The sequence below is a fragment of the Flavobacterium sp. xlx-214 genome, assembly GCF_013874595.1.
In the GTDB taxonomy this organism is placed as follows: Bacteria; Bacteroidota; Bacteroidia; order Flavobacteriales; family Flavobacteriaceae; genus Flavobacterium.
Map to the genome: position 1 here is coordinate 2,769,695 of NZ_CP059431.1, position 22,773 is coordinate 2,792,467.

Genomic DNA, 22,773 nt, shown 5'->3' on the forward strand with positions numbered 1-22,773 from the left:
TTTGTTATTTTTCAATCTCTTTTAAAGATTCCATTTTTTTATGAGCTAAAAATCCTTTTATATCTTCAAAATGTTCTTTTACTCTTTTATTTCCAAACTCAAAAACCTTTTCTGCTAAACCATCTAAGAAATCACGATCATGCGAAACTAAAATTACTGTTCCTTCAAATTCATTCAAGGCATCTTTAATAATATCTTTAGTTTTCATATCTAAATGGTTGGTAGGCTCATCTAGAATTAAGACATTATAAGGTTCTAGTAGTAATTTTATTAATGCTAAACGAGTTTTCTCTCCTCCTGATAAAACCTTAACTTTTTTATCGATATCTTCTCCAGAAAACATAAAAGCCCCTAGAATATTCTTTATTTGTGTACGAATATCGCCTTCTGCAATACGATCAATTGTTTCAAAAATAGTACTATTTTCATCTAATAAAGAAGCTTGATTTTGAGCAAAATATCCAATTTTAGCATTATGACCAATTTCCAACTTACCATTAAAATCAATTTCGTTCATAATAGCTTTGATCATGGTAGATTTACCCTCACCGTTTTTCCCTACCAAAGCCACTTTTTGTCCACGCTCAATAACCATATTGGCATCTTTAAAAACAACATGATCAGCATACGACTTAGACAAGTCTTCTACCACAACTGGATATTGACCTGAACGAGCAGCTGCTGGAAATTTTAAGCGCAATGCAGATGTATCGACTTCATCAACCTCAATCAAAACTAATTTTTCTAACATACGAACACGCGACTGCACTTGCTCTGTTTTAGAAAAAGTACCTCTAAAACGTTCTATAAAAGCTTTGTTTTCTGCAATAAATTTTTGTTGTTCTTCGTACGCTTTTTGCTGATGTATTCTTCTGTCTTTACGTAATTCTAAATAATCGGAATATTTTGCTTTATAATCATAAATGCGCCCCATGGTAACTTCAATGGTTCTATTAGTGATATTATCAACAAAAGCACGATCGTGAGAAATAACCATTACAGCCTTAGCTGAATTAACTAAAAAATCTTCTAACCACTGAATAGATTCGATATCTAAGTGGTTGGTAGGCTCATCTAATAAAATTAAATCGGGTTTTAACAAAAGAATTTTCGCCAATTCTATACGCATACGCCATCCTCCTGAAAACTCTGAAGTAGGTCTGTCTAAATCTTCCTGAGAAAAGCCCATTCCTTTTAAAACCTTTTCAACTTCGGCTTCATAATTAACTTCTTCTATAGAATAAAACTTCTCACTTAATTCTGAAACACGTTCAATTAATTTCATGTAATCATCACTTTCATAATCAGTTCTAACCGTTAATTGCTCATTTATTTCATCAATTTCTTTCTTCATAGAAAAAACTTCAGAAAATGCTTTAGCAGCTTCATCTCTCACAGTACTATTATCTTGAGTAAGTAAATGTTGTGGCAAATAGGCAATTACAGCATCTTTAGGAGCAGCAACAGTACCTAAAGAAGGTTTGTTTATACCTGCAACTATTTTTAAAAGAGTAGATTTACCAGCACCGTTTTTACCCATCAATGCTATTTTATCATTTTCATTGATAGCAAATGTTACTCCACTAAAAAGGGTTGTTGCCCCAAACTGTACTGCTACATCATTAATTGTGATCATAAAAAGGAAATTTGTGCAAATATAATTTATTGTATTTATTTAATTGCATGGAGAAGAAAATATATAAAGTAGAAAACAAGCAATAAATTAATTGCGTATCTTTGCTATTCAGTTTAGAGAACTAATTTATGGAATCGGTTTTAGATACAACAAAACCCGTTACTGGTAAGCCTAAATGGTTACGTGTAAAATTACCAACTGGAAAAAAATATACCGAATTAAGAGGTTTGGTAGATAAATACAAGCTTCATACAATATGTACATCTGGAAGTTGTCCTAACATGGGTGAATGTTGGGGAGAAGGTACTGCTACTTTCATGATTTTAGGTAACATATGTACACGTTCTTGTGGTTTTTGCGGGGTAAAAACAGGCAGACCCGAAACAGTTGATTGGGATGAACCTGAAAAAGTTGCTCGTTCAATTAAATTAATGAACATCAAACACGCGGTTCTTACATCGGTAGATCGTGATGATTTAAAAGATGGTGGCTCAATTATTTGGGCAGAAACCATTAAAGCGGTTCGCAGAATGAGTCCGGGCACTACAATGGAAACATTAATTCCCGATTTTCAAGGTATCGAAAGAAATATTGATCGTATTTTAGAAGTTGCTCCAGAAGTAATTTCGCATAATATGGAAACCGTACGTAGATTAACGCGTGAAGTTCGTATTCAAGCAAAATATGATCGTAGTTTAGAAGTTTTACGTTACTTAAAAGCAAACGGAGCTAAAAGAACAAAATCAGGAATTATGCTTGGTTTAGGAGAAACAGAAGAAGAAGTTATTCAAACAATGAAAGACTTAAGAGCTGTTGATTTAGATGTTTTAACCATTGGTCAGTACTTACAACCAAGTAAAAAACACTTACCTGTAAAAGAGTTTATTACGCCTGAACAATTCAAAAAATATGAAGAAATTGGTTTAGAAATGGGCTTCCGTCATGTAGAAAGTGGCGCTTTGGTACGCTCATCTTACAAAGCACAAAAACATATTTTATAAGTAAAAAATTTAAATTATAGAAAGTAAAATTCAGTTCGAGTTATGTCGAGAACTTTTAATCATTCAAAAATACTTATACTATGAAAACAAAGCACACTTTAATTATTTTATTAATAGGCTTTATTATAATTTTAATTGGAGCTGTCTTAAAGATTATTCATTTAGAAATTGGCCCTTTAAATGGAAATAGCGGTTTAACAGTAGGTATATTTGTTGAAGTTATTGGAGGAGTTTTACTTTTATTTAAATTGATTACTGCTAAAAAATCAAATGATTTTTTAAACTCTTAAAACAACAGGAATTTTGAAACCTGAACAAAAATTAAAAATCGCTATAAACGGATTTGGTCGTATTGGTCGAAATCTATTCCGTTTGTTATTAAACCACCCTCAAATAGAAGTTGTTGCCATCAATGATTTAGCTGATACAGCAACTATGGCTCATTTACTAAAATACGATAGCGTACATGGAAAGTTAAACGCAACTGTTTCGCATGATGAATCGCATTTAATTGTTAACAACCAAAAAATAGCTTTTCTTCACGAAAAAGACATCACTCAACTAAATTGGCAACCTTTTCATTTAGATTTTGTAATTGAAGCTACTGGAAAACACAAAACAAAAGCATTGTTGCAACATCATATTACGAATGGCGCAAAACGAGTTATTTTATCGGTTCCGCCAGAAGATAATGAAATTAAAACGGTTGTTTTAGGTGTGAACGAATCTATTTTAGATGGTACTGAACTTATTGTTTCTAATGCCAGTTGTACTACAAATAATGCTGCACCCATGATTAAAGTTATCAAAGAATTATGTGGTTTAGATAAAGCATTTATTACAACTGTACACTCTTACACAACAGATCAAAGTTTGCATGATCAACCTCATAAAGATTTACGTAGAGCAAGAGCCGCAGCACAATCCATAATCCCTACAACTACAGGCGCAGCAAAAGCCTTAACAAAAATATTTCCTGAATACGATGGCAAGCTAGGTGGTGGAGGTATTCGCGTACCTGTTCCCGATGGTTCTTTAACCGATATTACCTGTTACGTGGATAGAGATGTTACCATAGAAGAAATTAATGAAGCTTTTAAACAAGCATCAGAAAAAGAGTTAAAAGGAATTCTAGAATATACAGAAGATCCTATAGTTTCTGTAGATGTTCTTGGCAACACACATTCTTGCTTGTTTGATGCACAATTAACTGCTGTAATTGGACAAATGGTTAAAATTGTAGGTTGGTATGATAACGAAATTGGTTACTCATCAAGGTTAATCGATCTTATTATGTTTTTAGATAATCAGGATCATAATTAATATATTTGCAAAAATTTAAATATAATCCATGAAAACATTAGACCAATTAATCGCAAGAAGTAATAATCAGTGCGAATTATGCGAAGCAAAAGAAAATTTATCTATTTACGATGTTCCACCTACAGCAAGTAATTTAGCTAATCGCGAAATTTTAATTTGTGAAACATGTACCAATCAAATTGAAAAAAAAGAGGAGCTAAATGCAAATCATTGGCAATGTCTTTCAACATCTATGTGGAATGAAAACGTACCTGTGCAAATTGTAAGTTGGAGAATGCTTAACAGATTTAGAAATGAAAGTTGGGCTGCCGATTTATTAGATATGATGTATTTGGATGATGAAGCTTTAGAATGGGCAAAACAAACAGGAGATCATGAAGGCGATGGTTCTATTGATTTACACAAAGATTGTAATGGAAACATTTTAATTGGTGGTGATACGGTTACGTTAATTAAAGATTTAGATGTAAAAGGTTCTACCCTAAACGCAAAAATAGGAACAGCCGTTAGAAACATTAGATTGGTTCATAATAACACCGAACAAATTGAAGGAAAAATAGACGGTCAGCTAATTGTCATCCTCACAAAATACGTAAAAAAACAAGCCTAATTTACAAAGTACTTTATTGTTAAAAATAAAGTACTTTTCTTTTTTAACAACTTTTGGCACGCTGTTTGAAAATTGCTAACTAACAAAACAATTACATCAATCTAAAAATAAAATTTGTTATGAAAGCAATATTCACCTTAGCACTTTTAGCAGTTACAACAATTGCAAGCGCACAGCCAGGACATCATAGAGGAAAAGGTCACGGAAATGGACACAAAAAGGAAAAACACTATAACAAACATCATCATAACGATAGATATGAAAGATATTCAAGAGACGATGATGATTATAGCAGAAACAGACGTGTAGTAAGAAACGATTATTACGATCGTGATTATAGCTACCGTGTAGGTCGTGAATTATCAAGATACGATTTCTTACGCTTATCACGTCACCAAAGATCTAGATTACAAGTTTCATTAAACTTCTTAGTTTCTAATGGATACGGACCTAGAGATTATGAAAGCAGATTACGTAGAGATTTACGTGATATTTTAGACAGAAGTCAATACGACATGTGGGAAAGAAGAGCCTACGGTAACAATAATACCTTTGTTTTTAACTTTGGTAGATAACAAGTAAAATAAATTCACAGAAAAGTCGGTTAAAAAACCGACTTTTTATTTATGTCAAAATAGAACAAAAAAAGCGATGATTTAAAATCATCGCTTTCTTTATATATTGAAAAGAAATTATCCTAAAACTTCTTTTACTTTTTTACCAATTTCAGCTGGAGAATCAACAACGTGGATTCCACATTCTCTCATGATGCGCTTTTTAGCTTCTGCAGTATCATCTGCACCACCAACAATTGCACCTGCGTGACCCATTGTACGTCCTTTTGGAGCTGTTTCACCTGCAATAAATCCAATAACTGGTTTTTTATTACCATTTTCTTTAACCCAACGTGCAGCATCAGCTTCTAACTGACCTCCAATTTCACCAATCATGATGATTGCTTCTGTTTCTGGATCGTTCATTAATAATTCAACTGCTTCTTTAGTTGTAGTTCCAATAATTGGATCTCCACCAATACCAATAGCAGTAGTAATACCCATACCTTGTTTTACAACTTGGTCTGCAGCTTCGTAAGTTAAAGTACCCGATTTAGAAACAATACCAACTTTACCTTTTTTGAAAACAAAACCTGGCATAATACCAACTTTAGCCTCACCTGGAGTAATTACACCTGGACAGTTAGGACCAACTAAACGAGAATCTCTGTTTTTTACATAGTTGTAAGCTGTAACCATATCAGCAACAGGAATACCTTCTGTAATACAAATAATTACTTTGATACCTGCTTCTGCAGCTTCCATAATTGCATCAGCAGCAAATGCTGGTGGTACAAAAATAATAGATGTATCTGCACCTGCTTTTTCTACAGCATCTTTAACTGTGTTAAATACAGGACGATCTAAATGCATAGTTCCACCTTTTCCTGGAGTTACACCACCTACTACGTTTGTTCCGTATTCAATCATTTGTGAAGCGTGGAAAGTTCCTTCGCTACCTGTAAATCCTTGAACTATTATCTTAGAATCTTTGTTTACTAATACACTCATAATTTATAATTTCTTTTTTTGAATTATTCTACAAAAATAAGGGTTAGAAAATAATATTAAAATTTTTTGTTTTAAATTTTCATTAATTTGATAATTGACTCATTTGAATACCTTTAAAAAACTTACCGTCTTTGATTTCCCAAACAGCAAAAAAGGTAGCCAACACCATTTCTTCTTCAGAATTTTCAAAGGTACGTACATAATACGTATATCGAATCATTACTTTATCATCATCGCACATGATATCGTGTACTTGGGCACGTAAATCAAAGTACGAAAGTTTTAAATCTTTAGAAAGTGCTAACAAATCGGCATGTTCTAGGAATAAATATCCTTTAGAACTGTACCATTCTAATTGAACATTCTCATGAAAAATTTCCTGACAATAGGCTTTGTTCAATATTCCTGCCGATTCATAAAATTTTTTTACTATTTCTAATGCACTTTCCATTATGATTTATTTTACTAAATTTTTAATTTTTGCTACATGTTTGTAATATTCACGAGCATCTTCAGCTGGCACACCAAAATATACAGCATCACCTTTTAAACTTTTAGAAACACCCGCTTTAGCAGAAATAACAGCTCCTTTACCAATAGTAATGCCACTTGTTGTACCTGCTTGCCCCCATAAAGTTACATGATCTTCAATTACCACACAACCTGCTATACCGCATTGTGCTGCAATTAAACACATTTCGCCAATAACGGTATCATGACCTATGTGCACTTGATTGTCTATTTTGGTTCCTTTTTTAATGGTTGTATCGCCAGTAACACCTCTATCAATAGTACATAAAGCGCCAAGCGTAACATCGTTTTCAATAACTACAGAACCGCAAGAAACCAAAGGATCAAAATATTCTGCACGCTTTTTAAAATAAAAAGCATCGGCTCCTAAAACTGTTCCTGCGTGAATAATTACATTATCGCCAATAGTAATATGATCGTTAATAACCACATTTGCATGAATAATACAATTTTTTCCGATTTTTACATGATTTCCTACAAAAGCATTTGGCTGAATAATGGTACCCTCGCCTATTTGAGCTGTTTCTGCAATATTTTGATGAGCTGCTTGAAACGGACGGAAATATACGGACAATTTATTGAAATCTCTAAAAGGATCATCAGATATCAATAAAGCCTTACCTTCTGGACATGCAACATCTTTATTAATTAAAATAATGGTTGCATTAGAATTTAACGCTTTATCATAATACTTAGGATGATCTACAAAAACGATTTCACCTTGTTGTACTACGTGAATTTCGTTCATTCCTAAAACAGGGAAATTGGGTGCGCCAACAAAGGTACATCCAATAATCTCTGCAATTTGTTCTACTGTATATGTTTTAGGAAACCTCATTTATACAATTATTCTTTAATACGCTCTATGTAACTTCCTGTAGCGGTATCGATTTTAATTTTATCACCTTCGTTAATAAACAAAGGCACGTTGATTTGAGCACCTGTTTCAACTGTTGCAGGTTTAGTAGCATTTGTTGCTGTGTTACCTTTAACACCTGGCTCACTGTATGTAACTTCTAATACAATAGAAGCAGGCATATCTACAGATAAAGGAGCTTCGGTTTCTGTATTGATTTGAACCATTACATTGGTACCTTCTTTTAACAATTCTGGTGCATCTAAGATGTTTTTTTCTAATGTAATTTGTTCAAATGTTTCATTGTTCATGAAATGATAATCGCTACCTTCATTGTATAAATACTGAAAAGTATGCGTTTCAACTCTAACAACATCAATTTTGTGACCTGCAGAAAAAGTATTATCTAACGTTTTACCCGAAGTTAAACTTTTCATTTTTGTTCTTACAAAAGCTGGTCCTTTTCCAGGTTTTACGTGTAAAAACTCAACAATTTTATAAATATCGTTATTAAATTTAATACATAAACCGTTTCTAATATCTGATGTACTTGCCATAATTTTTTATATAGTTATTGTTTTTATTTATTAATAAACTCCTGTGTATCCTTTCATGATACCTCTAGAAGAATTGCGAACAAAATGAATAATTTCATCGCGCTCTGGAGTTGCTTCCATCTCAGCCTCAATGATATCTAATGCCTGCGAATTATTGTAATTCTTTTGGTATAAGGTTCTGTAAATATCTTGAATTTCACGAATTTTGTCTGATGAAAAACCTCTTCTTCTCAATCCTACAGAATTAATACCAATATATGATAATGGTTCTTTAGCTGCTTTTGTAAACGGAGGTACATCTTTACGAACTAAAGATCCACCCGAAATCATGGAATGATCACCAATAGTAATAAATTGATGCACTGCAGCCAAACCTCCAATAACAGCAAAATTACCAACCGTTACGTGCCCCGCTAGTGCAACGCTGTTTGCAATAACTACATTATTACCCACAACACAATCATGTGCAACGTGTGCATAAGCCATAATTAGACAGTTGTTTCCTACTACGGTTTGTCCTGATGCAGCTGTACCACGATTAATAGTAACACACTCACGAATTGTAGTATTATCGCCAATTTTTGCAATAGATTCTTCGCCACCAAACTTTAAATCTTGCGGAACTGCAGAAATTACAGCTCCTGGAAAAATAGTACAATTTTTACCTATTCTTGCGCCTTCCATAATGGTAACGTTAGATCCTATCCAAGTTCCTTCGCCAATTTCCACGTTGTTATGAATGGTTGAAAAAGGTTCAATCACCACATTCTTAGCTATTTTTGCTCCTGGATGAACGTATGCTAAAGGTTGATTCATTTTTATATGCTATTAATTACTATTTTGCTTTTACTATTTGCGCCATTAATTCGGCTTCGGTAGCAATTTTACCATTTGCATACGCTACTGCTTGCATGTGACAAATTCCTCTACGAATTGGACTGATAAGATCTAATTTAAAAATTAAAGTGTCACCAGGTAATACTTGTTGTTTAAATCGAACATTATCGATCTTCATGAAATAAGTCAGATAATTTTCAGGATCTGGTACAGTACTTAATGCTAAAATACCACCTGTTTGCGCCATAGCTTCAACAATTAATACGCCTGGCATTACAGGTGCACTCGGAAAATGTCCTTGAAAAAACTCTTCGTTCATGGTAACATTTTTCATACCTACAACGTGCGAACTACTTAACTCCATAATTTTATCAACTAAAAGCATTGGAAATCTATGCGGTAACATAGCCATAATTTTAGTGATATCCATTAAAGGCTCTTTATGCAAATCAAACGTTGGAATTTGATTTCTACGCTCTGCTTTGATAATTTTCGACATTTTCTTTGCAAATTGCGTATTTACAAAATGGCCTGGTTTATTTGCAATTACTTTACCACGAATACGGGTACCAATTAAAGCCAAATCGCCAACAACATCTAATAATTTATGACGTGCAGCCTCATTTGGATAATGCAATGTAAGGTTGTCTAAAATACCATTTGGTTTTACCGAAATATTATCTTTTCCAAAGGCTACTTGTAAATTCTTTAACGTTTCGTCTGAAATTTCTTTATCAACATAAACAATAGCGTTGTTTAAATCGCCGCCTTTAATTAAACCATGTGCTAATAAAGTTTCAATTTCATGCAAAAAACTAAATGTTCTAGCTTCTGAAATTTCAGATTTAAAATCGCCCATGTTTTTTAAAGTAGCATTTTGTGTACCTAACACTTTAGTACCAAAATCAACCATTGTAGTTACTTGGTATTCATCTGCAGGCATTACAATTATTTCGCTTCCTGTTCTTTCATCAATGTATGAAATAACTTCCTTCACAATATACTCGTTACGCTCTGCATCTTGCTCTACAATACCAGCATTTTCAACAGCCTCAACAAAATATTTAGATGATCCATCCATAATAGGTGGTTCTGAGGCATTTAACTCAATAATAACATTATCTAAATCACATCCTACAAAAGCAGCTAAAACATGTTCTGTAGTATGTAATTGTACCCCTTTGTGTTCTAAATTTGTACCACGTTCTGTTGATACAACATAAGTTGCATCAGCTTCGATAACAGGATTGCCCGGTAAATCAACTCGAACAAAAGTAAAACCATTATTAATAGGTGCAGGTTTAAAAGTCATTACAACTTGTTGCCCTGTGTGCAAACCTACTCCTTTAATAGTTACATCTTGTACGATGGTTTTTTGTTTAACCATAACTTTTTTAACTTATATATTATCTTTACTTAATTTTTTTAAATTTTCTAATTCCTGAACAATATTAGGTAATTTTCTGAAATAAACATACGATTTAGAAAAATCGTTGTAAGGCATTGAAGGTGAACCTTGAATAACCTCACCATCTTTAATACTTTTACCTACACCTGTTTGCGCTTGTATGCGTACATTATCACCAATAACAATGTGCCCTACAATACCTACTTGCCCACCAATTACACAGTTTTTACCTACTTTGGCAGAACCTGCAATACCCGTTTGAGATGCTATTACTGTGTTCTCACCTATTTCTACGTTGTGCGCAATTTGTATTTGATTGTCTAACTTAACGCCTTTTTTAATGATAGTTGAGCCTAATGTAGCACGGTCAATGGTTGTACACGAGCCAATTTCTACATCGTCTTCAATTATTACATTGCCAATTTGAGGGATTTTAGTGTATGTTCCGTCTGTATTAGGTGCAAAACCAAAACCATCAGATCCAATGATAGAACCTGAATGAATAACACAATTTTTTCCTAAAACGGTTTCTGAATACACACGAACTCCTGCAAAAAGCACTGAATTATCACCAATAACTACATTATCGCCAATAAAAGAGTTAGGATATATCTTAACGTTTTTTCCAATTTTTGTGTTTTTTCCAATATATGAAAAGCTACCTAAGTATAAATCATCGCCATAAATTACACCTTCTGAAATGACAGAAGGTTGCTCTATACCCGATTTCATCAACTTAATTTGATTTGCGTATTCTAACAAAGTGGTAAACGCTTTGTAAGAATCTTCTACTTGAATCATTGTAGCGGCAACATCGTGCAAAGGCTCAAACGTTTTATTAACAATTACAATAGATGCCTTTGTGGTATATATAAAATGATTATACTTTGGATTGGCTAAAAAAGTAACCGCTCCTGTATCACCATCTTCTATTTTAGCAAGCTTAAATACTTCGATAGAAGGATTACCTACAACGGTTCCTTCTAAAACTTTTGCTATTTGCTCTGCTGTTATTTTCATTAACTACAAAAATATTAAATTTTATCAACTTTATAAAGGCTTTTTGGATAGCATATAAAGTATTTATAAACAGGCTCTGATAAAGCCTTTAAATTGTACTGGTCTGACGCATCTAGTACATCAATAATTTCTTTACTTTTTGTAAAGATTCTAATAGGCTCTGCTTTTAAATCATAAGCCTGATTTTTTAGTTTATCACCAAAAACAAAGTAATCTAAACTACTTTCACCTACATGAAGTGAATCTTTACATAATGTTTTGTAAGTGTTTAATTCTGAGTTAAAATCAGCTTTAGAAACTAACTTTACATGAAACAATTTTCTGTTAACAATAGCACTACTTAAATACGATAACACTTCATCATTATGAAACTGCCAATTCTTTAATGCGGTAATAATATCGGCATCATCTAACAACGAAAAATGAAGCAATGCATCTGCATTAAATGTTTCTTTAGAAACGGAATTTTTAAGAAAATATTTTAAAGAATCGCTTGCTGGTAAATGAACACCTTCTAAAGTTAATTGCTTTGCTCTTTTTAATATTTTAGACAACAACAATTCTGCACCAACACTTGTTTTATGTAAATAGCATTGCCAATACATTAAACGGCGTGCAACTAAGAACTTTTCAACAGAATAAATACCTTTTTCTTCTACAACCAATAAATCATTGTGTACATTTATCATTTGTATCAATCGTTCTGAATTGATGTTTCCTTCTGCAACACCACTGTAAAAACTATCGCGTTTTAAATAATCCATTCGATCCATATCCATTTGAGAAGAAATCAATTGAATTAAAAACTTGCGATGGTAATCTCCTGTAAAAATTTGGATTGCTAATGACAACTTGCCTTGAAATTCCTCATTTAAAGCATTCATAAACAATAAAGAAATTTCTTCGTGCTGAATATCCTCTACAATACTATGTTCCATAGCATGAGAAAAAGGTCCGTGACCAATATCGTGCAATAAAATAGCAATGTAAACCGCTTCTTCTTCTTCTTTTGAAATAGCAACCTCTTTTGAGCGTAATACTTGTATGGCTTTTTGCATCATGTGCATGCAACCTAAAGCGTGATGAAAACGCGTATGCTCTGCTCCTGGATATACTAAAGAAGATAACCCCATTTGCTTGATTCTTCGCAACCTTTGAAAATAAGGATGCTCAATTAAATCGTACAAAAAAGTAGAAGGTATGGTTATAAAACCATAAATAGGGTCGTTAAGAATTTTTAGTTTGTTTTCTGTTGTCAAAACTTCAAGTTAAATAACGCGCAAAGATACGTATTTTACAAAAAGAAAAATGCACTTTCAACTAATTGAAAGTGCATTTTTATGTAATTAAGCTTCTATTTGATAATTTGATAAAAACTGTATGCTTTTTTTGATATCGTAATGCAAAATACGATCTTCTGCAACCACAGGAACTTCTGCGCGATAAGCTGTTACAAAACGCTCAATAAAGTCGCTTGATTTTAATGGTCTACGGAATTCTAATGCTTGTGAAGCGTTAAACAATTCAATTGCCAAAATGCGTTCTAAATTATCAATAATTCGTAATGTTTTAGTTGCTGCATTTGCCCCCATACTCACATGATCTTCTTGTCCGTTACTTGACACAATACTATCAACACTAGCAGGCGTTGCCAATTGTTTGTTTTGACTTACAATACTTGCCGCGGTATACTGCGGTATCATAAACCCAGAATTTAAACCTGGATTATTTACCAAAAATGGAGGTAAACCTCGTAATCCTGATATTAATTGATACGTTCTACGTTCTGAAATACTTCCTAACTCTGCCAAAGCAATACCTAAGAAATCAAATGCTAATGCAAGTGTTTGCCCATGAAAATTACCACCCGAAACAATGATATCTTCATCAACAAAAATATTTGGATTATCGGTAACCGAATTAATTTCTGTTTTAAAAACTTTTTCTACATATTCAATTGTATCTTTAGAAGCGCCATGCACCTGCGGAATACATCTAAATGAATACGGATCTTGTACATGCTCTTTAGCTTGATTGATTAAAGCACTACCTTGTAAAATATTCGACATAAATTCTGCGGTAGTGATTTGTCCTTTATGTGGACGTGCCAAGTGAATTAATTTATTAAACGGCTCAATACGTCCATCAAACCCTTCTAAAGAAACAGCACTAATAACATCAGCCAAATAACTTAATTTTCTAGTTTTTAACAGAATGTAAATTCCGTAAGAACTCATAAACTGTGTACCGTTTAACAAAGCCAAGCCTTCTTTAGATTTTAAGGTAATCATTTCCCAATTCATCTCAGAAAGCATTTCTTTTGCAGTAATGCGCTTGCCGTTCATTATTACTTCGCCCTCACCTATTAAAGGCAAACACAAATGCGCCAATGGAGACAAATCGCCAGAAGCTCCTAAAGAACCTTGATTGTAAACAACTGGCAAAATATTGTTATTGTAAAAATCTACCAAGCGCTCAACGGTTTGAAGCTGTACACCTGAATTTCCGTAACTTAACGATTTGATTTTCAACAAAAGCATGATTTTTACAATTTCATGCGGCACTTCTTCACCAGTACCACAAGCATGCGATTTCATTAAGTTTTCTTGTAAAGTTGTTAAATCTTCGTTCGAAATTTTTACATTACATAAAGATCCAAAACCGGTATTGATACCATAAATAGGATTGGTTTCGCTTTGCATTTTGTTATCTAAATACTCGCGACATTTATTAATATTTGCAATGGCTTCTTCTGATAAAGCAACCTTAGTTTTATTTTCTAATATCTGTTGAAATTCTTCTAAATTTAAAGTACTATTACTAATATAATAGGTGTTTGTCATGATTTTTATTTTAATAGATTGTCAAAATTCCTGAAAGTAATTTACATATCAAAATTTTTTAAGTTTATATTATTAAAAAAGCGATTCAAAACTGAACCGCTATTAAAATTGTAAATCATTTGCTGCGTAAACCTCAATTAGTTTAAACATGACTTTTTAAAGTTTTACCTAGTAAAAATCCATTTTGTTTCTGTAGATAAAGAAGCGTCAAACTGATAACCTTCTACATTGAACATTTTTAAATCTTCGGCATTTTCAATTGCATTGTCTGCCATGTAACGCACCATTAACCCACGTGCTTTTTTAGCAAAAAAACTAATCATTTTTAGTTCACCGTTTTTATAATCTTTAAACTCAGGTGTAATTATTTTTGCTTTTATTTCTTTTTTATTTACAACCGAAAAATACTCAGTACTTGCTAAGTTAATTAGCACATCGTTCTTTTTAAGTTGTTTATTTAGATAGTTTGTAATCATTTCTTGCCAAAAACCGTATAAATCTTTTGATTCTTCAATAGGTAATTTGGTTCCCATTTCTAACCTATAAGCCTCAATAGCATCCAAAGGTCTTAAAATACCATATAATCCAGACAAAATACCCAAATGATTTTGCAAATAATCTATTTTTTCACTTGTTAAAGTGTAAGCATCTAAACCTAAATAAACATCGCCGTTAAAAGCATAAATAGCCTGACGCACATTTTCATTTAAATCTGTTAATTTGTATTTACGACTTTGATTTCTTGTCCAGTTTAAATCAGACAAAGCTTCAGAAATATGCATTAAAGAGCCCAACTCTTTTGGTTTTAGTTTTTTTAATTCTTTATGAACCAACTTGCTTTTTGTTGCAAAAACAGGTTTTGTATGCTCTAAAATGGGTGTTTTTGTAGTAAAATCTAAAGATTTAGCTGGTGATATAAGTATTTTCATTCTTTTTTAATTTAAGTCAAAGTTACAAGTTGTTATGTTTGCAATTTTTAAGGTATGATTTTATTTAACTATTTTGAAATAGTATTTGATTATTGATTAAAAATTCGTGTCCAAATATTTTTTAGCAATTGAACACCATCTCGTTTGCTTTTGGGTATTTCTTCAACTTTAAATCCATTTTTAGTCGGAATTAATTGGTACGAAAAAGCAAATTGAATATCATTAGCATCGTTTTTTAACAAACCAAATCGTAAATCATTAAAAACCAAGCCTTTTTCATTTTTTGTAATTGTATATTGATTTTCTGTAATTGCTTTTAATCGATTGATATTTTCATCAGCTAAGTTTTGAATGAACGCTTCGTTTCGAGGGAAATATTGAAATTTCATTTTTTGTTCTTCAAACAAAGAACGATCAGAAAGATAAAACCCATCAGATGTTTCAATAATAACATTCCATAAAACACTATTTGAAAAAGTAGGTTTTACCGTTGTTTTCAAAACATTTTCATTGTATTGGTTTTTAAAATCAAGCATTGCTTTATTCTTAATATTGTTTTGCGCAATTAACCCCCAAATTAAATATAAAGAACTGACAATAAGACCTATATAAGTATTTTTTTTACTATGCTTTTTTAATCCTAAAACAACAAAAATAAGCAATGGAATGGTATAAAAAACATCAACAACAAAAACCGATTTTAAAGCAAACTTCTCATTATAAGGCCAAAATAGCTGTGTGCCCCAAGTTGTAAAAACATCTAGTAAAGAATGCGTTAACAATATCAAAAAAACGGTAATATATAGCTTAAAAAAGTGAATTTCTTTAAAAAAACGCTTAATTAAATAGCTTATAAAAGCACTTAAAAAAACAAAAAAGAGTATAGAATGAGATAATCCTCTATGAATTTCAATTTCTGTTAAAGGATCTTGAAAAAACTTAGCTACATAAATATCTAAATCTGGTAAAGTAGCAACAATTGCACCAAGTGCAACGGTTTTCTTCCACCCTACTTTTGTATCTAAACACACATGTGCAACAGCAATTCCTAAAACTATTTGCGTAATTGAATCCATAAAAAAACTGCTCATTTTTCGTGAGCAGTTCAAAAGTACAATAAATATATTTTATTATAAATCTTTAAAAATAGTATGCATTAAACGTTTTTTATCGTTAATGCTTTCTTCTAAAGAAATCATTGATTCAGTTCTGTAAACTCCTTCAATATCATCAATCATGAAAATAACTTCTTTTGCATGACGTGTATCTCTAGCGCGAACTTTACAGAAAACATTAAATTTACCTGTAGTAACGTGCGCAACAGTTACAAACGGAATTTCATTAATACGCTCTAAAACAAATTTAGTTTGAGATGTATTATGTAAGAAAATACCAATATAAGCAATAAAAGAGTAGCCTAATTTTTCGTAATCTAACGTTAAAGAAGAACCTTGAATGATTCCAGCATCTTCCATTTTTTTAACACGAACATGAACCGTACCTGCTGATATTAATAATTTCTTAGCAATGTCTGTAAATGGAACTCGCGTATTATCGATCAGCATATCCAGTATCTGATGATCAATCTCATCTAATCGAAACTTACTCATATAACAATTTTTATGAATTTTTTAATTTAAATCGTAAGCAAAAATACAACGAATTATTGAAAATAATACTGTAATCATTAATTTTTTTTCAGTTTTTAGCAAAGCATTAACATCTTACGGCTAATAATTTAATAATTAAAGAAAATTATTAATGATTTTTTGGTAGTCAGATTCAGAGTTAACCTCTAATCCATTGATGTTTAATACCATATGCCCAAATTTAAAATTTGGCGCCGAATTAAAATCTAAAACGGCTTGAAAAGAAATTTGAGAATTATTTAAAATCTCCTTCATTTGAAGCGGCAATTTTGAATATTTTTTTAAATTTTCATCGCTTGTTGTAAAATTCTCAATAATTACATCAACAAAATTTTTCTCGTTTTCGGGAATTTTTTGATAGTCGCTTTCTGAAAATTCTTCATAGCTTTTACTAATTATATTCTCAAACAATTTCACCAAACTTATATACACTACATCGCGTGAAATTTCTCTTTCGTAATCGTTAGGATAATGTCCTGCTTCAAACAAAATAGTTGGCACATTTAAGTAAGTAAACATATCGCCAATGCAGTTTATATTGAACGAATCATCAAATCTGCCTACTTTATTAGGAATAATGAGTTGTAAATACTTGTTTAACGAGGCTATAAGCTGCATAGCAACTAAACGCGTTTCATTAACAGCTCTACTTTCGTTGAACGATGGCGCTAAAAAGGAAATAGTTGCTGGTTCATTAATAGCTCCTGCTGAAAAAATAGTACGTTGATCGTGCATGTTTAACGCCAAATGAGGCTTTACATCTTCAAAAACCGCTCTTAAAATTATTGACTCTGGTTGTGTTAATTGCTCAGAATCTCGGTTTAAATCAACTGCATTTGCATTTACTCTAGTATACGCTTCAGCTCCATCTGGGTTAAGTATAGGAATAAAAGTAAACGAAAAATAGTTTAACAATTCAGGAAAAGCACCTTTGTTTACTTCATTCAAAAAATCTAAAACAGCTTTTGTTGTGGTTGCTTCATTGCCATGCATTTGTGACCATAACAAAACTTTAAACAATCCGGTGCCAAAATCTAACTTATAAATAGGTTTTTCTTGTACGCTTTTTCCAACTTCTGTAATCGAAAATACTTTAGGATTTAACGCATCCAAAAAAGGTTTTAAATGATTATTAGTTATGTAACGTTTTGAAATATTTGAAACTCTATTGTTATTTAATTTTGATAACATTATGCATTATTTTTTTTCAAATGTACAACCATAAAAAATAATTTGCTTAAAAAGTAATCACTTTATTATTGCAACATTATAAATGGGCAAAACTACTGTTTACAAATGTAAATTCACATTTGTAAACAGTAAATAGATATCTAATTTTATTAAATTATTATACATGTGTTTATTTATTAATCAATACATTATGTTAACTTACTTCTATTTAAAGTTTAATATATTTATTTTATTTACAAATGTAAATCATTACTTGTTTACAAATGTAAAATGTAGTATATTTACTGCTTTAATTACGTTTTCTATGAAATTTTCAGTTCAATTACAACAAATAATGAGTCATTTTAATTTAGGTACAACTGAATTAGCTGACAAAATTTTAGTACCAAAAGCTACTATTTCTCATTTAATTTCCGAAAGAAATAATCCTAGTTTGGAGTTTATAACAAAGCTCCATACCCACTTTCCATCCTTAAATTTAGAATGGTTGATTTATGGAAAAGGTCCTTTTTTAGCAAATGAAAAAGCTGTAATTGAAGAACCATTTATCGAAAAAAGAAATGATGTATTTGAAGAAAAAATAATTTTTGAAGAAGTAAAAAATGAACCTCAAAAAGACACTTTTGTTCCTATTGAAAATAATTTATTAGAAAATACCGAAATTGATAAAAACATTATATCTTCCCCTACACCATTAAACAAAAAAATTGAAGCCATTGTTATTTTTTATACCGATGGCAGTTTTAAAAGATTTACAGACGAATGAATTTTGTAAAAAAATATTTGAGCTATTTAAGAGTTATCAATCAAAAAAAATATGAATCGGCTTACAACGGTACATTAGAAATAAATTGGCTAAACGGCAAAAAAATATTAGATACCACTAATACTAATTATTCATACGGAAATCTAGGAGAAGTTCTTAAGAAAGGAATGCAAAAAGTAACAACGCCTTTTAAAGAAGCATCAAACGAAATTTTGATTTTAGGCTTAGGTGGCGGCGATGCGGTAAAACAATTAAGAAATGATTTTAAATCAAAAGCTACCATTACAGCATTAGAAATTGATCCTGTTGTAATTGAAATTGCCGTAAACGAATTTGATATTTTATCGTTCAGTAATGTTAATATCGTAAATCAAGATGCTGAATTATTCCTTAAATACAGTACAAACACATATCATTTAATTATTGTTGATTTGTTTTTTGATGCTACCATTCCTGATTTTGTCTTTCAACAATCGTTTATACAAAACATTAATAACAGTTTGCATAAAAACGGAAGTGTTATTTTTAACACTTTTATTTTAGACGATTTACATAATATAAGAAATCAAAAATTGATACATTTACTAAAAACATACTTTACTATACAATCATTTAAAAATTTATACGGTCACAATCATTTAATTATAGCACAAAAAATTATATGAAAAAGTATTTCATTTTAGCCTTTAGCTTTTGTATTTCTTATTTTTCGCAAGCGCAATACACTCAAGAAATTAATACCAACCGCCCAAGTTCTTCTATGGGTGCGTACAGCGTTAGTAAAGGTATTTTTCAATTAGAAGGTGGTTATATGTATCAGAATGATGAGTTTAATGCTGATAAAATCAATACGCATAATAACTTTAATGTTCAGGCGCGTTATGGTGAAATAACCGAGCAAATGGAATTCATTGCCGATTTACATTTTACAAGTTACAATCAAGAATTAAACGATATTACCACATCAGAATCAGGTTTTAAACAATTAAATTTTGGTGTAAAATACATGATTTACGATCATTATAAATATTACGTTGAAAAACGAAACGTATACAGTTGGAAAGCCAATCAGCGTTTTAAATGGAAACGCTTAATACCGGCCGTTGCCTTATATGCAGGTGCACAATTTAACACTAAACACAACATTTACTATCCTAATTTACCAGAAACAAGTTTAAAAGCTATGATTATAGCGCAACAACATTTAAGTAAGCGCTTTAGTATTACCTATAACTTTATTGGAGAAAATGTTACCGAAAATGAGTTTAGAAACATTAGCTATATTGTAACAGCTTCTTTAGGCTTAAGCGACAGATGGAGTATTTTTGGCGAACATCAGGGTATTATTGATCGTAAGTACGATAATATTACGATTCCTTTTGAGAAAGAAGCTTCAATAAAAGGAGGATTAACTTTTAAAATAAACCCAAACCTACAAATTGATGGTTTTGCAGGTACAAGCATAAATAACCAACCTCATAAAATTCAAGCTGGAATGGGTCTTTCTTGGCGAAATATGAAAAAATTTCAGTTTAAGGATCCTATGGAGTTATGATTTTAAAAAGGCGAATCATATTCTTATTACTTTTTTTAGGTACTACCTTTTTGGTTAGTTCTATCTATAGCAATTATTCTAAAGAAAGGCAATTCAAAAGAAAAATTAATTTTGAAGTTAGTAAAGTTGTTGAAAGTAAATCGTTTAGATGTTACTATTATAATAAAGAAGGGCAAGAATTATCAATACATCATACTTTTTATAGTCCTTCTCAAATAAAAGTCGGTGATATAATAACTAAAAATTCTGATTCTAATGAATTAATAATCTATAGAAATGATAGCATTAAAAGAAAAACAAAGTTTAAAATTGTCATTTATTAGATTTTAATTCTAAAAAACATCTTTTCAAAAAACACTAAACGAAAAAAAATCTAAAAACAAACCAAAACACCTATCTTTGCATCAAAAAATTAAATGAAAATTTTAAAGAAATTCCTTCCTTTATTTCTATTTTTCGGGATATACTTAGGTTTTGGCGTTTATTACAACGATTTTTATGCAGTTTCACCCGTAATAATTGCTTTTGGAGCTATTATTTTCGCAGTTGTTTATTTTAAAGATTCCATCAATAAAAATATTGATTATGTTTTAAAAGGAGCCAGCAATGATAAAATACTAACTATGTGTTTTATCTTTTTTTTGTCGGGCGTTTTTAGTTACATCACAAAAGAAATTGGGAGTGTTGATTATCTTGTCGCTTTAATTTTAAATCACGTAACTCCTTCTATCCTATTCATAGCTATTTTTATTGTTTCGTGTTTAATATCCTTTGCTTTAGGAACTTCGGTCGGTACCATTGTTACACTTGCTCCCTTGCTTCCTGGTTTAGCAAACGGAAATACCGAAGCTTTAGCCTTGTTTTCGGGATGTTTATTAGGCGGTGCAATGTTTGGTGATAATTTATCCATTATTTCTGATACTACCATTGCAGCTACACAAACTATGGGCGTTCGTATGTTAGATAAATTCAAGGCTAACGGACTTATAGCTTTAACAGCCTCATTAATAACATGCGTTCTTATTTATTTAAATCAACCCGATTTTAGCGCAAACATACACAACAATGTTACCCATAATTTTTGGGTTATTTTACCTTATGTTGCCATTATTATCTTGGCATTATGTAATCTACACGTATTAATTGTACTAACTTTAAGTTGTTTATTAGCGCTTTTTATAGCTGTATTTCAAGGAATTGAATTCTTAGCGCTTTCAAAATTAATGTTTGAAGGAATGCAGTCTACTTTTGAAATTGCATTATTATCTCTTTTAATTGGTGGTTTGGCATATTTAATTGAAAAGAACAAAGGTTTTGAAGCAATCATTGAATTAATATCAAAAAATCAAAATAAATCTGTTGCCATAGCCTCTATTTTAATTATGATTGTTTTTATTAATATGGCTGTTGCCAATAATACAATTGCTTTATTAATTTGCGGACCTATTGCGAAACAAATTTCAGAACGATTTCATCTTGAAAAAGTCAGAATAGCTTCTTTTTTAGATATTTTTAGTTGCATTACACAAGGATTAATTCCGTACGGAGCCCAAGTTTTAATTTTGTTAACGTTAATCAATCAAAAAATAAGTTTTACGCAATTAGTTTCAAAAAGCTACTATTTAATTGTTTTATTACTAATTAGTATCTTTTATTTGGTCTTTTTTATGAATAAGAACGATAAACAACTAGCAAAAACAGTTTAAATAATTATATTTGCCTTAAATCTACTAAAAAATATTTCATGAAATTATTAGAAGGAAAAACAGCTATCATTACAGGTGCAACCCGTGGAATTGGAAGAGGAATTGCCTTAACTTATGCAAAACAAGGTGCCAATGTTGCTTTTACTTATAGTTCTTCAGAAGAAGCAGCTATTGCTTTAGAAAACGAACTAAATGCATTGGGTGTTCAATCAAAATCATACAAATCAAATGCAGCTGATTTTAATGAAGCGCAAACCTTAGTAGATCAGGTTCTTGAAAAATTTGGAACAGTTGATATACTTATAAACAACGCAGGTATTACAAAGGATAATCTTTTAATGCGTATGTCTGAAGCTGATTTTGATAACGTTATGGACGTAAATTTAAAATCGGTTTTTAATATGACAAAAGCGGTACAAAAAACAATGCTAAAAAACAGAAACGGTGTTATTATTAATATGAGTTCTGTTGTGGGTGTAAAAGGAAATGCAGGTCAGGCAAACTATGCCGCTTCTAAAGCAGGAATTATTGGTTTTTCAAAATCGGTTGCCTTAGAATTAGGTTCAAGAAACATTCGTTGTAATGTGGTGGCTCCTGGTTTTATTGAAACTGAAATGACTGCTAAATTAGGCGAAGATGTTGTAAAAGGATGGGCTGATGCAATTCCGTTAAAACGTGGTGGTACTCCAGAAGATATTGCAAATGCGTGTGTATTTTTAGCTTCAGATTTAGCAACGTACATAACTGGCCAAGTTATTAATGTAGATGGCGGTATGTTAACATAATTTAT

General features: G+C 31.4%; 24 protein-coding genes. 10 read left to right on the forward strand and 14 right to left on the reverse strand.

All coding sequences use genetic code 11. From position 1 onward, the window contains the following. Window positions 1–4: 4 nt before the first annotated feature. A complete protein-coding gene (locus tag H1R17_RS13025) occupies window positions 5–1,636 on the reverse strand; it encodes an ABC-F family ATP-binding cassette domain-containing protein (RefSeq protein WP_163430880.1) in 1,632 nt (543 codons plus the stop codon). A 128-nt stretch (window positions 1,637–1,764) separates the two neighbouring features. Here H1R17_RS13025 and lipA point away from each other — a divergent pair, with 128 nt between their 5' ends. From lipA to H1R17_RS13050, 5 genes are all read left to right on the forward strand, one after another. Beyond that, window positions 1,765–2,637: a lipoyl synthase gene (gene lipA, locus H1R17_RS13030; protein ID WP_163430879.1), complete on the forward strand. Its 873-nt coding sequence runs from the start codon at window positions 1,765–1,767 to the stop codon at window positions 2,635–2,637. Between the two features lie 80 nt (window positions 2,638–2,717). Then, complete coding sequence (locus tag H1R17_RS13035) at window positions 2,718–2,927, forward strand: gliding motility protein GldL (RefSeq protein WP_163430878.1); 210 nt, start codon at window positions 2,718–2,720, stop codon at window positions 2,925–2,927. A gap of 13 nt (window positions 2,928–2,940) precedes the next feature. Continuing rightward, complete coding sequence (gap, locus tag H1R17_RS13040; protein ID WP_163430877.1) at window positions 2,941–3,960, forward strand: type I glyceraldehyde-3-phosphate dehydrogenase; 1,020 nt, start codon at window positions 2,941–2,943, stop codon at window positions 3,958–3,960. Between the two features lie 28 nt (window positions 3,961–3,988). After that, complete coding sequence (locus H1R17_RS13045; RefSeq protein WP_163430876.1) at window positions 3,989–4,570, forward strand: alkylphosphonate utilization protein; 582 nt, start codon at window positions 3,989–3,991, stop codon at window positions 4,568–4,570. A gap of 119 nt (window positions 4,571–4,689) precedes the next feature. Then, window positions 4,690–5,145, forward strand: a complete 456-nt coding sequence (locus H1R17_RS13050; RefSeq protein ID WP_163430875.1) for a hypothetical protein — start codon at window positions 4,690–4,692, stop codon at window positions 5,143–5,145. Window positions 5,146–5,262: 117 nt separating this feature from the next. On the opposite strand, the gene sucD is transcribed toward H1R17_RS13050, so the two are convergent. The 13 genes from sucD to H1R17_RS13115 form a co-directional block, all read right to left on the reverse strand. Then, window positions 5,263–6,135 (reverse strand): succinate--CoA ligase subunit alpha, encoded by an 873-nt coding sequence (gene sucD / locus H1R17_RS13055; protein ID WP_163430874.1) that lies wholly within the window; start codon window positions 6,133–6,135, stop codon window positions 5,263–5,265. Between the two features lie 82 nt (window positions 6,136–6,217). After that, a complete protein-coding gene (locus H1R17_RS13060) occupies window positions 6,218–6,586 on the reverse strand; it encodes a nuclear transport factor 2 family protein (RefSeq protein WP_163430873.1) in 369 nt (122 codons plus the stop codon). A 6-nt stretch (window positions 6,587–6,592) separates the two neighbouring features. Then, entirely contained in the window at window positions 6,593–7,504 is a 912-nt protein-coding gene (locus tag H1R17_RS13065) for a UDP-3-O-(3-hydroxymyristoyl)glucosamine N-acyltransferase (protein WP_163430872.1), read from the reverse strand. Between the two features lie 8 nt (window positions 7,505–7,512). Beyond that, a complete protein-coding gene (efp, locus tag H1R17_RS13070) occupies window positions 7,513–8,079 on the reverse strand; it encodes an elongation factor P (RefSeq protein ID WP_163430871.1) in 567 nt (188 codons plus the stop codon). Window positions 8,080–8,109: 30 nt separating this feature from the next. Further along, window positions 8,110–8,895 (reverse strand): acyl-ACP--UDP-N-acetylglucosamine O-acyltransferase, encoded by a 786-nt coding sequence (gene lpxA, locus H1R17_RS13075; RefSeq protein ID WP_163430870.1) that lies wholly within the window; start codon window positions 8,893–8,895, stop codon window positions 8,110–8,112. A 19-nt stretch (window positions 8,896–8,914) separates the two neighbouring features. Further along, window positions 8,915–10,303: a bifunctional UDP-3-O-[3-hydroxymyristoyl] N-acetylglucosamine deacetylase/3-hydroxyacyl-ACP dehydratase gene (locus tag H1R17_RS13080; protein WP_163430869.1), complete on the reverse strand. Its 1,389-nt coding sequence runs from the start codon at window positions 10,301–10,303 to the stop codon at window positions 8,915–8,917. Between the two features lie 12 nt (window positions 10,304–10,315). Further along, window positions 10,316–11,344 carry a UDP-3-O-(3-hydroxymyristoyl)glucosamine N-acyltransferase gene (gene lpxD / locus H1R17_RS13085; RefSeq protein ID WP_163430868.1) on the reverse strand — a complete coding sequence of 343 codons (1,029 nt, stop codon included), beginning with the start codon at window positions 11,342–11,344 and terminating at the stop codon, window positions 10,316–10,318. 14 nt (window positions 11,345–11,358) lie between these two features. Continuing rightward, window positions 11,359–12,603, reverse strand: a complete 1,245-nt coding sequence (locus H1R17_RS13090; RefSeq protein ID WP_163430867.1) for an HD domain-containing protein — start codon at window positions 12,601–12,603, stop codon at window positions 11,359–11,361. A gap of 87 nt (window positions 12,604–12,690) precedes the next feature. Beyond that, entirely contained in the window at window positions 12,691–14,187 is a 1,497-nt protein-coding gene (gene hutH, locus H1R17_RS13095; RefSeq protein WP_163430866.1) for a histidine ammonia-lyase, read from the reverse strand. A 164-nt stretch (window positions 14,188–14,351) separates the two neighbouring features. After that, window positions 14,352–15,116 (reverse strand): peroxide stress protein YaaA, encoded by a 765-nt coding sequence (gene yaaA, locus H1R17_RS13100; RefSeq protein WP_163430865.1) that lies wholly within the window; start codon window positions 15,114–15,116, stop codon window positions 14,352–14,354. An 89-nt stretch (window positions 15,117–15,205) separates the two neighbouring features. Continuing rightward, a complete protein-coding gene (locus H1R17_RS13105) occupies window positions 15,206–16,192 on the reverse strand; it encodes a metal-dependent hydrolase (protein WP_163430864.1) in 987 nt (328 codons plus the stop codon). 54 nt (window positions 16,193–16,246) lie between these two features. Beyond that, on the reverse strand, window positions 16,247–16,726 hold the full coding sequence (locus H1R17_RS13110) for an Lrp/AsnC family transcriptional regulator (protein ID WP_163430863.1): 480 nt from the start codon (window positions 16,724–16,726) through the stop codon (window positions 16,247–16,249). Window positions 16,727–16,861: 135 nt separating this feature from the next. Then, window positions 16,862–17,956: a M14 family zinc carboxypeptidase gene (locus tag H1R17_RS13115; protein WP_163430862.1), complete on the reverse strand. Its 1,095-nt coding sequence runs from the start codon at window positions 17,954–17,956 to the stop codon at window positions 16,862–16,864. Window positions 17,957–18,260: 304 nt separating this feature from the next. Here H1R17_RS13115 and H1R17_RS13120 point away from each other — a divergent pair, with 304 nt between their 5' ends. From H1R17_RS13120 to fabG, 5 genes are all read left to right on the forward strand, one after another. Next, complete coding sequence (locus H1R17_RS13120) at window positions 18,261–18,722, forward strand: helix-turn-helix transcriptional regulator (RefSeq protein ID WP_163430861.1); 462 nt, start codon at window positions 18,261–18,263, stop codon at window positions 18,720–18,722. Beyond that, complete coding sequence (locus tag H1R17_RS13125; RefSeq protein WP_163430860.1) at window positions 18,719–19,387, forward strand: spermidine synthase; 669 nt, start codon at window positions 18,719–18,721, stop codon at window positions 19,385–19,387. Before H1R17_RS13120 ends, H1R17_RS13125 begins: the two co-directional genes overlap by 4 nt. After that, window positions 19,384–20,277: a transporter gene (locus H1R17_RS13130; protein WP_163430859.1), complete on the forward strand. Its 894-nt coding sequence runs from the start codon at window positions 19,384–19,386 to the stop codon at window positions 20,275–20,277. The genes H1R17_RS13125 and H1R17_RS13130 overlap by 4 nt, the downstream gene beginning before the upstream one ends. Window positions 20,278–20,693: 416 nt before the next feature. Beyond that, window positions 20,694–21,983: a Na+/H+ antiporter NhaC family protein gene (locus H1R17_RS13135; protein ID WP_163430858.1), complete on the forward strand. Its 1,290-nt coding sequence runs from the start codon at window positions 20,694–20,696 to the stop codon at window positions 21,981–21,983. Between the two features lie 38 nt (window positions 21,984–22,021). Further along, window positions 22,022–22,768, forward strand: a complete 747-nt coding sequence (fabG, locus tag H1R17_RS13140; protein WP_163430857.1) for a 3-oxoacyl-[acyl-carrier-protein] reductase — start codon at window positions 22,022–22,024, stop codon at window positions 22,766–22,768. The last annotated feature ends 5 nt before the right edge of the window (window positions 22,769–22,773 follow it).